Source organism: Oleiphilus sp. HI0125 (assembly GCF_001635355.1).
Map to the genome: position 1 here is coordinate 1 of NZ_LWGF01000901.1, position 14,647 is coordinate 14,647.

The 14,647-nt window shown below is 44.1% G+C and carries 10 protein-coding genes; all 10 read right to left on the reverse strand.

The genetic code is table 11. From position 1 onward, the window contains the following. A partial coding sequence (locus A3762_RS15405; protein ID WP_156493490.1) for a hypothetical protein occupies positions 1-1,703 on the reverse strand: 1,703 nt, incomplete at its 3' end. An 11-nt stretch (positions 1,704-1,714) separates the two neighbouring features. After that, positions 1,715-3,052: an HlyD family type I secretion periplasmic adaptor subunit gene (locus A3762_RS15410; RefSeq protein WP_068478684.1), complete on the reverse strand. Its 1,338-nt coding sequence runs from the start codon at positions 3,050-3,052 to the stop codon at positions 1,715-1,717. Between the two features lie 10 nt (positions 3,053-3,062). Then, a complete protein-coding gene (locus tag A3762_RS15415) occupies positions 3,063-5,201 on the reverse strand; it encodes an ATP-binding cassette domain-containing protein (RefSeq protein ID WP_068478687.1) in 2,139 nt (712 codons plus the stop codon). 26 nt (positions 5,202-5,227) lie between these two features. Further along, positions 5,228-6,820, reverse strand: coding sequence for an ATP-binding cassette domain-containing protein (locus A3762_RS15420; protein ID WP_068756466.1), 1,593 nt, complete (start codon positions 6,818-6,820; stop codon positions 5,228-5,230). A gap of 158 nt (positions 6,821-6,978) precedes the next feature. Next, a complete protein-coding gene (locus A3762_RS15425; protein ID WP_068478693.1) occupies positions 6,979-8,307 on the reverse strand; it encodes a sigma-54 dependent transcriptional regulator in 1,329 nt (442 codons plus the stop codon). 916 nt (positions 8,308-9,223) lie between these two features. Next, positions 9,224-10,264 carry a DUF1996 domain-containing protein gene (locus A3762_RS15430; protein WP_068478697.1) on the reverse strand — a complete coding sequence of 347 codons (1,041 nt, stop codon included), beginning with the start codon at positions 10,262-10,264 and terminating at the stop codon, positions 9,224-9,226. Between the two features lie 433 nt (positions 10,265-10,697). Beyond that, positions 10,698-11,252 carry a sortase domain-bontaining protein gene (locus A3762_RS15435; RefSeq protein ID WP_068756468.1) on the reverse strand — a complete coding sequence of 185 codons (555 nt, stop codon included), beginning with the start codon at positions 11,250-11,252 and terminating at the stop codon, positions 10,698-10,700. Next, on the reverse strand, positions 11,239-13,356 hold the full coding sequence (locus A3762_RS15440; RefSeq protein WP_068756471.1) for a marine proteobacterial sortase target protein: 2,118 nt from the start codon (positions 13,354-13,356) through the stop codon (positions 11,239-11,241). Before A3762_RS15440 ends, A3762_RS15435 begins: the two co-directional genes overlap by 14 nt. A gap of 52 nt (positions 13,357-13,408) precedes the next feature. Continuing rightward, entirely contained in the window at positions 13,409-13,624 is a 216-nt protein-coding gene (locus A3762_RS15445; protein ID WP_068478705.1) for a hypothetical protein, read from the reverse strand. Beyond that, positions 13,624-14,463, reverse strand: coding sequence for an OmpA family protein (locus A3762_RS15450; protein ID WP_197469293.1), 840 nt, complete (start codon positions 14,461-14,463; stop codon positions 13,624-13,626). Before A3762_RS15450 ends, A3762_RS15445 begins: the two co-directional genes overlap by 1 nt. Positions 14,464-14,647: the final 184 nt, after the last annotated feature.

Here is a 14,647-nt window from a genome sequence, read left to right on the forward strand (position 1 = left end):
CCCTCGAAACGCACCGCAGTAATCGACTCAGAACCATCTAGATCGACAAGATCCGCCGTTATATCCAGGCTAATCGGTTCATCTTCGTTTCCGCTAATGTCGTTCGCTTGTAACGTTGGGACATCCGCCACTGGGATAACTGAAACATGATATTGTGCGGTGCTACTTGCTTCTGTAATCACACCACTATCTGGATCTTCCTCCTGATGCGTCACCATAGCATCTAGCGTGAAGTTAGTACTGTCATGCAACGGAGGCGTTAACGTCAGCGCTGCTAGATCCTCGGCCAATACGGTCACTGTATCATCAGCATTGACCGTACCGTGGCTAAACACTGCGCCGTCTGGCACTTGCGAAAACATAACGCTCACAATGCTATCTGGGTCGACATTACCTATGATCATACTGAAGATATCCAATTGCATTGAACTATCTTCATTTACCTCTGTATACCCATCCCTGAGCGTTATCTCATCAATAACGTTTATGACAGTTACAGGCAATGGCGTGACCGTTTCAGCAGAAGTCGTTGCGCCCGAATCAGCATCAGTGTCTTCGACCGTAACTCGGACTGTTAATGTAAAATCATAACTGCTGTCCTTGGGAGGTGTAATGGTTAGTCCCGAAAGGTCACTCTCAGTCAACGTCCAGGTGTTATTGCCATTATCTATTCCAGCAGAAAGACTCGCACCAAATGGAACATCAGCTATCACTATCGACGTAATCTTCTCAGAACCATCACCATCAACTAAAGATGTCGAGATATTCAGATCGATAGCAGTATCCTCGTTACCCTCTGCCTGTTGCGTCACCACAAGCGGAGCATCGGCGATAGCTTCAACTTTTATATCAAGGTTCGTATCAACACGACCAATCTCAACGATAGACACGCTGTCAACTGCCACCTCTTGAGTAAGGGTAAACTCGTCATTTACAGAAGTGTCTTGGTCGGATGAAATTTCTTCATACTCAATAACACTGACCGATAAACGAACGTCATCGCCACTATGCGGACTTGGGATAAAAAATAGATCATCAAGATCGTCTGGGGCTAAACTATAGCTCCCATCGCCATTATCCACGCCTGCTGACAAACGACTTCCCTCAGGCAAATCGCTTATAATAATGAGTGTTTTTGTTGTTGGTGATGCCAAATCGCCAGGAGTAATGTCGATATCAAGAGCAATAGCGGTATCTTCGATTCCGATCGCTTCACCTACTTGAACGTCCAAGTCAACAGGTGCATCCTGAGCCTCACTGCCCATTTCGTCGATACGATTATCGTTATTGTTACCTGAAACAGAAGCGCCTGCGACACCGTTAAATCCGCCGTTCAAACCTGCACCGGTGTCATAGTCGGGGAGCGGCAACGGCTCTCCAAATGTGCTTTGATCAATCTGATTGCCTTCATTCTCCAAATTACTAGTATTTCTAGTCGGTGTGACAGGCGATGGTGCGGTGGTGCCGCTTGATATTGGTCCGACAGAGTCCGTTGTTACATCTCTTCCAGCTTCCTGAGCCGGAGGTTTAGTTGGCAGTTCCGATTGACGCGGTACTACTGGATCTGCTTCAGGAGATATGGGTTTATCCTGTTTTTCGTCGACACTTTTATCTACGTGCTGATTGTAAGTCTGATTAGATGACCCAGAGACTTTACCTTTACGGGATGTATTCTGACCGTCAGTATAAGGTGTATAACTCATCACTAATCTCCTTATTTTTCAGTAAAGGCGCGCTGTGAGGCGAGGCGAAGTGGTTTTAACAAGTATTGAATCACCGCTTTTTCACCACTTAAAATATCAGCTTGAACCACCATGCCGGGCAATAGGCGATTTCCCTCAGACCCGACCCACTGGTCATCCAGTGCTATATTAGCTTTGTAGTAAGGTTGACCGTCTTCATCTTGAAAACTGTTTTTAGAGACCTTCTGTAAGGTTCCCGTAACCATGCCATGTTGAGAAAAATCAAATGCTGTCACTTTAACATTGACATCTTGGCCCAATTTGAGGGAGGAGATATCCTTGGTATCGATTTTTGCCTCTGCAATTACTAGAGAGTCGTAGGGGATAATCTCGACTAGCGTAGCTCCAGGTGTCACTACTTCGCCAACAGCGTCGATTGTTAAACCTGTAACAAACCCTTTAATGGGTGAGCGAACTACGAGGTTATCAAAGGAGTGTTCCGTTCTAGTTAAGGTCTGTGAAAGTTCGTGTAGCTCGGACTCAATTGCCGCTAAGCGCATTGTTGCTTTTTCATCTATCGCGGCATAAGTTTCTGCAATCTCATGTTCTGCCTCCATTACCTCTTGATTCACAGAAGCTATACGACCAACTACGTTACTCATTTTTGAAAGCATCTCGTCGCGCTCCTGCGATGCTTGAATCAACAATAATTTACTCTGATTTCCGCTTTCTTTTAGCGTTTTAATCATGCTGACCTTCTCATCGATAGAAGCCAAATGATTCTCTTCGACTTTCAGCTGTTCCTCTAAATATTTCTGCTCATGCTTTTTCTGTTCTACTCTAGATTTCAAGCCATTTATTTTCGACATAGAAACGTCTTTTTGACTGTTAAATGCAACGATGTTGTGTTTTACAGCAGTCGGATAACTATCCACGAAATTAGAGAAATCTGGATTCCTACGTTCTATCAACGCGTGCAACCGCTCAGACTCTATCGATAAAAAAGCATGCCGTGCACGCAACTGAGACAATTCCGAAGCCATCAATACTGGATCGAGCATAAAAAGTACATCTCCCTGCTCTACTAAATCTCCTTCTGCAACGGCGACCTCAATGACCTCAGCAGAGTTCTGGTGCTGGATCTGTACGATTGAGTCTGAAGGCACCAACTTGCCGTTGGCGCGAGTTACCTCGATAACCTGCGCGATCGAAGCCCAGAGTAATAACAACACTAAAGTCACTAAAATCAATTTTGGGGCGAGGGTGAACATCTTCCCCGGATTCTCTTTGTCAAATTCAGAACTGTAGAGCAAGGTTTGCTCGCTATTTTTTCCATATGCTCGGCTAATTGACTGATAAAGGTTCTTCATTGCCATCTCCTTACACAAAATCACCAGAATTCAAACGTTTAATTTCCTGCACACGACCGTTTTCCATGAGAACTTCGTGCTGCCCCAACCTTCGGATATAAGGATGAGTGGAGACAATAATCATTGTTGCTTCAGACGTTTTTGATTTGATGTAATCCATCAAATACCCGACAGAATACTCGTCAAGGTTACGACTAGGCTCATCAAGGATAATCAAACTCGCATCTCTAAGAAAAAGACGAATTAACCCTATCTTTTTGGTGAAACTTGCGGGGTATTGGCGCTCTCCACCCATCGGAGTGTCAAGACCTTCAGGAAGTAGCTGATCATCGTCAAACAATCCCATTTTTTCACATGCCTGCCGCAATCGCCCATCACTCGAATTAACCGAAGCGACCAGTAAATTGTCACGAAGAGAGGCTGTTAGAATCTGGGGTTCTTCAGACAGATAGGCAATCGAAGAGCGGTACTCAGACGCGGCATATCTGCGAATGTCCAGGCCCCCTATATGCACAGAACCAGATTGCGGTTGAAATTGTCCAGCTATCAATTTCAATAGGGTAGATTTTCCCGCCCCACTGTGACCAGACACAATGATAGTGCTTTTCTCAGGCAGAGATAGCTGAGGGATCTGAAGCGCCATAGCGTGATCATGATGATAACGAAAAGCTATATTTTGCAGAAAAATTTTTGAGGACAGATCTTCCTTACAGTAACCACGATTAGTAGATATGCTTTCGATCACACTATTGCATATCTGATTTACTGAAGTAACCGCTCGTCTGACGCTACCGATCAAATCAAAACTCATCGCGATTTGTTTGACTGGAGATAACAAACGCCAAATCAAAATCATGGCTGCGATCAGAACACCAAAATTCATTCTTTCTGCCATAATCTCGCTGGCGCCGATGACTAAGACACCTAGCCCAGTAATGGCAAGAATCAGGCTAGTTAAGCCATTCAACATCGCTTTTCGGCGGCCTTCAGCATAAACAGCAGTATCATGGTTAAGACAAACCCTCTGGTATCTTGAACGCCAACGCTCTACGGATCCCGAGTTAGATAATTCAGCAAAGCAATCAACTAGCTCGGAGCTTAGATCATTTAACTTCGTATTCTCTCGACTAACACGAAGGCTCAAAGACCCTTCAATTCGGCGTAAACTCCAAGCAACGATCAACATCGAAGCGATGCCGAGACAAGCCATAACACCGAGTCCAGGAGATAATATTGTTAACAGAACAACGAAAATAACTACAATTGGGATATCACATATTGCCTGCGCGGTAGGATGGGTAACAAACTGGCTTATGTTATCAACTTCGGCAACGCGCTGTGACTTGGTCGAAAGTTCAGAGTTGAGCAAATCGATTAGCCGATGGCGTACAATCCTATTAAGTACTTTCGGCTTCATGATGGATGAGAACCGTGTAGACACTTGACACAAGATACGTCCACGAATCAATCTCATCACAAACTCAGATCCGAGTAGTATCAGTGCTCCGATAATACTGCCAATGAGAACTAGGTAAGAACCCGTGGGTAAAACCTGGTCGTAAACCACCATGACTATTAGTGGTACTGACAACGCAAAAAATCCAGTTAACACGCTAGTCAAAAGTACATGAGTTTTTAAAGGTTTGAATCGTGCAAATGTTTCTCGAACATAATCAATATTTCTTGCTTCAAGATGCTCTTTCTCTTCGTCAAAAATAAAGTACATCATCCGCTTGTTAAGCAGCTGACTTTCTCGCATCTCAAGGTAATCATCACCATCGAAAACGTGGTAAATGGAATCACGATCAATTGATTCAACTAGTAACAGCTTTTCATCATCCACAACAAAATAAGGAAATCGTCGACATTCAGATTGGCTTGAAAAAATCTCATCATAATTTCTCAAAAATCCAAGCCGCCCTAACACTTCTGCAAGTTGATCAGTCCGAACAAATGCGTCTCTATAACCAAGGACACGTCTTACAGTTAAACTGTCACCCTCGAAAGCTCTATTTTTCAAAAACCTAACCAATACCCTTATATTGTTGTGGGTTTCTTTCTCACTATCATCGAGGGAGAAACGATGTCCGTCAGATCCGTCTGAGAGTGGATCGAAACGGTCGCTGTCATATTCATGGTAATTATTCATTCATCTGCCCCTGTACTGTATTTTTCTCAAACGCAAAGATATTTTGTGCCCAAGTTAATAAACTGCGACTGCTGGCTTACAAGAATAATAATATGGTCCTTTTGACGGCGTTTTATGGCCTCCAAAAATAGATTATTAGATACCGGATCCATGTCAGAGTTGATCTCATCAAACAGTAAAACCGGCGTATTGGAACAGAGACATCTTGCGATCGCGATTTTCTGTCGCATGCCTTGGTGAAAAACACCATAGTCAACATTATCAAGGTACTCATCGAAAGACTTAGGGAACTTGGCCAAATCTTTCGTCAACCCAATTTCATGTGACACGTCATAGGCAGATGATTCTCTGCTTTTGTTATGTAACGTGATGTTGTCTAAAAACGAACCCTTGACTAATTTTGGTTGTTGCGGACAAAGTGAGATATAAGGTGTCAAATCTCGGTTGGCAATTTTTCTAACATCGATACCAGAGTAACTAATGACCGCTTGATCGTGCTCACAAAGCCCTGCTAGGGAAGATAATAATTTTGATTTCCCAGCATTATTAGCTCCGCTGATTACTAAAATATCACCTTTCTTCAGCTCAATATCTTCGCTACTTTCGTGATCTGGATAATTTAAACCTGCAATACTGATAGTAATGTCTTCATCCAACGTGAAGTCTTCGGGAATCTCTGACGAAGGGGAGAGAAGTTGATCAAACTTACTTTGCACGGCGCTCAAACCATCACGACTTTGAAAAGTAAGCGCTACCCTTTGAGCTAGTGGGATCATGCGACCACTGATGATTGTGACAGCTGCGATGCTTCCAATGGAGATGTGATCACCAAAATAGGCTGCAGCGCCCGCTGAGACAGTAGCTATGATTATCAGTTGTGAAAACACATTGGTGAGTGTAATCACGTCTACAGAAACCATATCGAAAATATGTCTTGTTTTGAGCGCTGGTCGGGAAAGACGCGCATATTCGGAAGACAGCTGCTGTTCAGAGCCACATGCTTTAATCGTCTCTACACAGCCCAAAGCTTCCTGGACGATAATGTCAGAACCTTCCTGTTGAGAACCATTGCTTTCCTTAGCTTCCGCTTGAAGTGACAACGCAAAATTCAGGATCGTAAAATATGCGAGTATTGTTATTAAGGGCGCTAAAACTACCCACGAAGCGATATACGCAACTAAGATCAGAAATAAAATAAGAAATGGAAATTCTGCATACGCAATAATCTTTCGTACGGGCAAAGAGATTGAAGAAGAGATATCGCTTGAGAGAATTTGTTTTGCGGCTCGGACGTTCTCGCTACTGATATGACGGAAATTCGTCGTCAACGCTCCCAAAAATAAATTCTTGAAAAAATAGTCATTTCTCGACGTATAGTAGGCGACCCCAGCTTCTTGGATATAGCGTAAGAAACACTCGACAGCGACTGCAATGAGAACGATAACCGTGAGAGCGATGAGCGATTCGACAGCGTTGTTGGGAATAATTTTGTCGTATACGACCAATACTGATAAGGGTAGAACTAAACCAAATAACTGGATTAAAACTGTGGAGATGACCGTATCGAATACAAATTTGTTAGAGTGCTTCGTGTGATGTTGGCTGACTGTATGATCCATGACCGACTACTCTCTGGCTTAAACATATAGAACTGTTTAGCAAAGATAAGGCCAGAATAAAAATCACATTAATATCAATAACTTACAACTGGCTCCCTCCGAAAAAATGTAACAAAAAAGTATCAACGAATAAAAAACGCGTAACAACCGTATCACTGTTATAAGTTGTGCTCCTTAATCTTCCGCCATAACGTCATTCGGCTAACACCTAGAGCGCTTGCGGCATCACTTTTATTAAAGTTACATTCTTTGAGCGCGCTGATAATGTCGTTTTTAGTAAGATCTTTGCGTGCTCCAGCATGGGTGGGTAAATCACTTCCGAATAATGTTGAGTCCTGCAAATAACTGGGCAAGTGTTGACGAGTAACGACCTCATCATCGTGCATAGCTATAATATAACGGACAACATTTTCCAGCTCCCGAACATTCCCGGGCCAATCATAGTGGGTCAAAAACTGCTCCACATCGTCAGTACATTTGAGCGAGCGACTTAATCGTTCGGCAAAATGTCTGAACAATAGCAAAATATCATCACGGCGCTCTCGCAGCGGAGGCAGACTGATTCGGACAACGTCCATCCTATACTTCAAATCTGCACGCAAACAGCCTGTCTCTACCGCCTGATCAACCGGTAAATTAATCGCTGAGATAATCTCACCCTCAAAATCAAGCACTGCATGATCGCCTAAACGAGAAAACTTCCCAGTTTCCAAAACGCGCAGTAATTTACCTTGAATTGCCATATCTAAGGAGTTTAATTCATCGAGGAAAATCGTGCCGCCTTTCGCCTGTTGAAAAATCCCAGTACTATCGCGGTCAGCTCCGGTAAAGGAACCTTTCACAGATCCAAACAACTGAGACTCCGCTAAAGAGGGAACTAAGTTTGGGCAGCTGCATGCTAAAAATTCACCCTCTTTACGCGCGCTATGGTCGTGTATAGCGTGAGCAATTAACTCTTTACCAGTCCCTGTCTCACCAACAATCATTACGGGCAAACCAGATTTTGCCGCTCGCGGGACCATTTCTAACAGTTTTAAAACATTCTTGTTCTGACTGACAAAACCGTAGTTATAAACCTCTTTTTGCCCGCGCAGATTTCGTCTCACTCTATCCATGACGTTGTACAGGTCAGGCTTTGAAACTGGTTTGGACAGGTATTGATCAAGTAGCTTGTTGTTGAACTCAGTGATCACTTCTGTGTAATCATCAAAGGAACTCATCAGTACCACATAACATTCGGGATACAGTTGCTTCACTCGACGAATCAACTCTAACCCGCTCAACGTCGGCATTCGATGATCAGTGAGCAAGACCTTGATTTCATTATTTTCCACGTAACTCAGGGCAGCGGTTGATGAGGACTCAAAGCGAATATGATCACCGTAATCCAAAAGTATGTACTTGAGTAGCTCTAGACAGGTCTCATCGTCATCTACAACTAGATACGGCCTTTTATTCACATTACTAACATCATTTACATTACTCACGTCATTCAACTTCCGTTTATCCAACTTTATAAATAGACAACGTAGAAAACCTATGCTCGTCGCACATTTTTTCTGCAACAGTAGAACAATTAAAATTAAATCTACTTGCTAGTGCTAAACTGTAGTATGTTTTGCTGCTTGAACAACTGCAGCACATGCGCAGTACCAAATGACTATCACCGAATAGCCACCCCAACCGCCGTAGATACCACTCTCCATCAAAATATTACTTTACTTCATACTCCATAATCGAAAAACACGACTATTACTGAAGAGGAAAGCCCTTATTAATTATAGCCATTAAATGAAAATGAGGAATTCTGAGTTTTTATTCGTGAGGTTCTCTTAGATGCTGCGACGCGTACTTTATGTCTCTTGCGACAGGCATCTTTAAAATAAGCCATCAGGCATTTGAAATCATATTCATCATCACTAAATCTATTTTCTCGACCTACTAACAAGTCTACCTATTGGTAGATTGATTCCGAGATCTGACTAATAACGCCCTCATAGACCATGCGGGTATAGGGTTTAATAACTTAATTCCAAAACGGGTATTTCTCATCAATTAACGTTAAAAGTTGATTAGGTAAATCAAATCGCGAGCTTGTCTATAGCAAACAGATATTTATGAATTTTAAAGGCGCAACAAGAAAACAATGCGCGAAGAGCAACTAAGTTTTGAATTTATGGACGGCGCCCCAGAAGCAAAAATAGCATCTGGCGAACAAAAGCTGTGCAAGATATGTACAGCGTGATAATAAAAAAACAGAGCAATAAAAGCCAAGTTAACGGAGAAATCAATTTAACTTTCTCGATGAATGCATAAATTGAATCAACTTAGGGTTCGCTTTAATTCTTATGAGTAGAGCGCTAATTGAGGAGACACCTAAATCACATGCTTTTGTTGTGGCTTCTATTCGTCAATTACCGAAACTAAGCGTGTGCCGTCGGCCAATAGCCCTACGCTGCATTCAAACGCTGGATTCAAGCAGTTTTCGACAACTGCCCGCATTACTTCTTCGTCCCAGCCGTTCATCCAATCCGCATGCGCGCTATACCCACCCGGCAATGCGTCGTTCATATCGGAGGACAATGACCAAGAGGAGGACGGACCAGTATCTTCGGTAACGTAAATATTGAAGTTATATGATATCTCTGGAATTGCAACTGGGTGGCTTGCAGGGCAACTACCTGTGCCAGCCTGCGGTGGCGTCGCCTCAATAGGATAAGCCATATGACTCTGGAAACCAGATGATTCAAGGTTTTCACCATCCCAGCATTGCGGAAAGACAATGCGTATTTCAAGTAAATCATCGACCGGGCAATCAGGAATATAAGCGATATGATCTAGAGGATCGCCTGGATCAAACCATATCTGATTTGAAACCCAGCTAGCACAGCGAAATTTCACTACTTGAGTGCTTTGCAAAGCATCTGTCATGGCTTGTCCAGCAATCATTTTTAAATTTGGTGGTGGAACTTGAATAGATCGAGCTGGAACATGATAACCGGTTTTGTAGTAAAAAAGAGGTTCAACATAAGTTATGCGCTCACCAAACGCATCATAAAGTGCCGGCACCCAATAAGCTGAGCGGTTCAATATAAGACCGTCGCATGTTGTACTTATCGATGTTCTCAGGCTATCTGAAGTTGTAAACGCATCTACATCGGGATTACCAAAAAAAACATGGGAATGAGTAGCCCGAGGTATATTAGGATAAAGCAAGGGATCATCCTTGCTTTCATGTGATTCCAAACAGTGAGTTCTGAATGCTCCCGTTTGATCGTCTCGCTCGCTAAACGCTTCATCAGAAAAAACAAGCCCCGATCTCAAACTTATTGGGTCATTACTTTCACTTGAATAAGTAGTTGGAATAGAGCTCGAGTCGCACGCTATCAGCAATAATGGAAACAAGAACCAAGAGCAAATTCGTAATAACCTAATTAGAGCCATACTCAGAAAATCCTTAATACCACTAAAATTACTTGATCGACTGAACGTTTTGCAATTCCAAGTAGCGAGAAATTTGGTAGTTTAATCAAACAATATGTAGGTATGGGTTGCGCGTTTTCACCATACTTTTCGCTAAAATACCGAGAATCACAAGCTAATATAATCCCTCTTTGACCATGCATGTTTGACTGAGGTCGTGGCAGAGAACCATGCAGCCCAACAATAATACGCTTCACTAATCAAAAGATAATAGCAGCTAAATCAGACTGCTCAAAGGGAAGCTGACTAACGAACAGCCTCTAAAAAGAGTGCCTCGCATATTCTTGAATTCTTCTGGATTATTTCAACAACTTATACGCACGTTCTTTTTGTGCTATTTCGCCTGTTTAAACGATATCTAAAGCATTAATATCGATTAAATTGAAAATCGCGATCACCCCCCCAAAACCAAGTATCTGCGGCTCTCAGAATCATCTTCATCACACGTAGAGAGGATCAAACGATCTCTCTCCAACGCATGATTTAATTGCAGGACTGGCGAGTCTACGTGCTTGGTATGTTGCACAGAAAAATCTTGCTCATACTCTAGCGATTGGAGATGAAGCGACGCCCCCTTCTCCAGCAATGGCAAATTTTTAAAGTGCGTATCGTTATGCGCTTGGATGAGAAATATTTGTTTGCCTGTTTCTTCATCCACATGCACAGTCATCGCAGGGCTAAAGGCGAGTGCTTGCCCACTGGGTGTATTCAGTACAAACAAAGACTCGCCGATGGATGGTATTTTGAGCTGTGCGACGGGGTAAAAATCTGCCCACGGCCACGGTTTATAATTGCGTCCGTCACGCTCTGTTTTAAGCCAAGCGTTTTCGATCAACCACTGCCCTGTTAGCGCTTTCACATGAATCCATGCGCCTTGCATAACGAATAGCGAACCTAACGCCAAACCAATTGTTAAGACCCATGGCGCTAGTTTATTAAGCTGTTTCATAGCGTACTCCCTTCTTACTTAAACCAAGTAAGTTAAAAGCTAGCAAAGGCAAAACGGTAAGCCCTACGATCAGAAAACCGATGGTAAGTAACCAAGTTGTTCCGTTGCCCGTCTGAGCAAGATACAACTTCGCGCCATCGGGATTTTTACTTTGCCAGCCTTTAGGAAGATTTGACTTCAGTTTCTGTCGCAACAGTGCTTCTTGCGTGCGCTCGGGAGTAACATCTACCGCGACTAAACTGGTATAGCGACTGAGCTGATGATGTTGCAGCGCTAAGTCTGTTGCACTTTGTTGATAACGTGCTTTGACGCCTTCGCTTGTGCGATTTGCTTTGTCGGTGAAGTATTGGATTTTGCGTCGCGCCCATTCAACTGCAATACCTCTTTTAATCGCTCCGGGTTCTATATTGTGTTGTAAGAACACCGCTTCATTGCCACTCTTGGCATTGATGATGAGAGAGTTAGGCGCTTCGCGGGTCTTAAACAGTAGATAAGAAGCCTCATCGACATATAAGTCTGGAATCGGGTTTGGTAAGAGATCGCGATACTCGGTATCAACCGCTAAATCCAAATCTGTCAGCGCTGGATGATTCAAGGTTTTAAGAAGCCGACTTACCTTTTCTTGCACCTGATTCGTGCTACCGATCAAGGTGAACGTGCCACGTCCGACTTCCGCTGCCCGACGCATGAAGTAACCGTTAGGTGCAGAACCTATTCCTACCGTAAACAAGCGTGTATCACCAAGATTGCGACGTACATAATCAAGCAAGCTTTCCTCATCGTGCACTGCGCCATCGGTGATAAAAACAACTTGACGCAACGCATCTTGTTTGGAAGGTTTAAGCGCTAAGGCTAGGGCCTTTTGAATATGCGTGCCGTTCTTAGCATCCTGTATTTCAAGCGCCCAGCGTGCTTTAAGTAAGTTCGTTGTAGAGGCTTTTTTACTCCTATCAAATACAGGCCAAGCAGAATCATTGAAGAAGATAATATTAAAACGATCATGATCGTTAAGCTGCTGCATCGCCTGTTTAAGTGCAGCCTTTGCTTGACGAATCGACTGGCCGGACATACTTCCTGATACGTCCAACACAAAGATAAGCTCGCGCGCGGCGCGCTGTGTTTGCTCAACATCATCAGATGATGCCGGCGGCAACAACATCAGCATGTTGTAATACTCTCCGTCCTTCTGTTCGGTAAACACATTGAGCTGAGTATGCGTCTGTTCTTGATACGACCAGTTCAGAACAAAATCACGACTTGCCTCGTCTGGCCCGCCATCCATAGTTACTCTAAACGCACTGTCTGTAGAGGGCTCGATATGCACTGCGTGGCTATCACTCCAAGCACGATCAAATGGCAGACCCGCATTCACATCAATACGAATGTTCACTGGGTTGGCATTGGGCTCTTCAGTTTCTCGATAGCCAATACGCTCAACGCCATCCGATGCTTTTCGATCAACGGTCACCCGCTCACCTTTCACCCGCTCCTTTTTAAACACTAGGCTTTTTTGTTTTTCAAATTGGGGTGTCGCCACAATCGGCAAACGGAGCGCATAGCCATGATCTTTGAAATCCAAGGTTTGCTGGAAACTAAACTCAATAACGATCTCTGATTGTGGTGCGATATTCGCCACGCGTGTTGTAAACAAGTTCCCCTTGGGCGCTTCCAGCAATGCTGTGCGCTTACCCGCTTTTTTAGCTTTGTCGTAGGTCTTTTTGGCTTGTTGTTTTTCTTTGATTTGCCCCTCAATCACGCGTTCGCCGATATACATTTTCAGCTGATCGACCGCCGCGTTAGTCGGTAACGGGAAGGTATACACCCCCTCCAACCATTGGTCAGAAGGGTTTTTAAAACGCTGCGCAACATTAGCGCGAAAGATAGGACCACTTATGTTGCCTGTGATATTGGTTTCTAAAGCCAGAGGCGCAACCAAAGCGGTACGCATGTCTTCTGAATAAAATTGAAGCTGACCTTTTGGCTCGTTGCTCTCGGCTAATACCGCTTCACTCATCGACCAAAATACGACAATACAGAGCACTACGCCGATGAGTGAGATGCGCTCTTCAAGGCGTTGAATTGATGTTTTTGTTATGTTTGTCATGGCTTATTCCCTTGTAAAAAAGAGGCCACATGGAGTGGCCTAAAGGTGCGAGCTACGCTTGGGAAGACGGCGTGCTTTCAAGACTCTCTGTTTGCGTATCGTGCGTCGCACTCAGGGTTACATTCTCTAAACGGCTTACTACTTCATTTGCCGCTTCGTGATGACGACGAATAGGATAGAAAGGACGCGTGAATGGCTGAATCAATGCAGGATCTTTCAGCCATAGACGAAGCAAAGTTGCTTCATCTACTGCAATAAAGCATTTCATTAACGGTCGCCTGCGTGCATCACAACCGGCTGGGGCTCAGCACTTGGCATCGATAACTCAATCACAACACGACGATCCAAGACATAGTTGCCTGCATCGCCACTCGTTACCGTGGCAAACGCTTCACCATGCGCGTTGGTCTGAATACGGGACGCTGCAATGCCACTCTCAACTAAGTAGTCTTTCAGTGCATCGACACGAGCTTGCGACAAAGCCTTGTTCGTTTGTTCTGGCCCGAGTAAATCGGTATGCCCATGCAAGTTGATGGCAATACTTGGGTGGACTTGCATGAAGCCCGAGAGTTCATCAATGCGCGCCTTCGCGTAATCTGGAATCGAGGATTCGTTGTGGCGATAGTAGATCTCTTGCGAATAATGCTTCGCGATATTCGATAGAATCTCCGCTTGCTCTCGCTCCGTGATCTCTTGGGCGCGAAGGTCGGCAAGCTCTGATGCCTGCAGTGCGTTTTCACGTGTGATGTTGGCGTTCTTTACTTTTAACTTACTGATGGTGCGCTGTGATTGCACATACTTAGATTCAAGCTTAGCGAGTGTCATGGTCTGCGCATCGAGCTGATTCTCACTCACCTCTAAAGCCTCACCTTGGTCATGGCCATACCCAAAGCTGCCACCTAATGCTGCACCGGCTGCTGCGCCAACAGGGCCACCAATGATGGCACCTAGTGCTGTACCAATACCGACACCCCAGTAGGTTCCTGAATTTGAATCCTCATTAAGTGGTGCATCACTTGAAGCTGATGATTGTGCGAAAGCGGCCTGGCTCATAGCAGTTGCAAGTACAGCGGCGAATGCGGTTTTCTTTATTGAATGTGTGTTCATTTCGTTCTCCATTATTTTTAAGTATTTGCTTGGTCGCCCAACTTGCATCCCTTGCAGATGACGTAGCTCTAAGTGCTCGTTCCTTGCTTCGTTGGGCGTAGTGCTATTGAACGGTTTTGATAAAACTAAGTAATGGAGAGGCACTGGAGCACAATGGAGGAGTTATGGAAGGTTGGGAGCTTTA

Coding starts and splice junctions, on each gene's coding strand:
- A3762_RS15415 (WP_068478687.1), bottom strand. CDS start 5,201: ATGAATAATTACCATGAATATGACAGCGACCGTTTCGATCCACTCTCA.
- A3762_RS15435 (WP_068756468.1), bottom strand. CDS start 11,252: ATGAAACAGCTTAATAAACTAGCGCCATGGGTCTTAACAATTGGTTTG.
- A3762_RS15430 (WP_068478697.1), bottom strand. CDS start 10,264: ATGGCTCTAATTAGGTTATTACGAATTTGCTCTTGGTTCTTGTTTCCA.
- A3762_RS15440 (WP_068756471.1), bottom strand. CDS start 13,356: ATGACAAACATAACAAAAACATCAATTCAACGCCTTGAAGAGCGCATC.
- A3762_RS15450 (WP_197469293.1), bottom strand. CDS start 14,463: ATGAACACACATTCAATAAAGAAAACCGCATTCGCCGCTGTACTTGCA.
- A3762_RS15410 (WP_068478684.1), bottom strand. CDS start 3,052: ATGAAGAACCTTTATCAGTCAATTAGCCGAGCATATGGAAAAAATAGC.
- A3762_RS15420 (WP_068756466.1), bottom strand. CDS start 6,820: ATGGATCATACAGTCAGCCAACATCACACGAAGCACTCTAACAAATTT.
- A3762_RS15445 (WP_068478705.1), bottom strand. CDS start 13,624: ATGAAATGCTTTATTGCAGTAGATGAAGCAACTTTGCTTCGTCTATGG.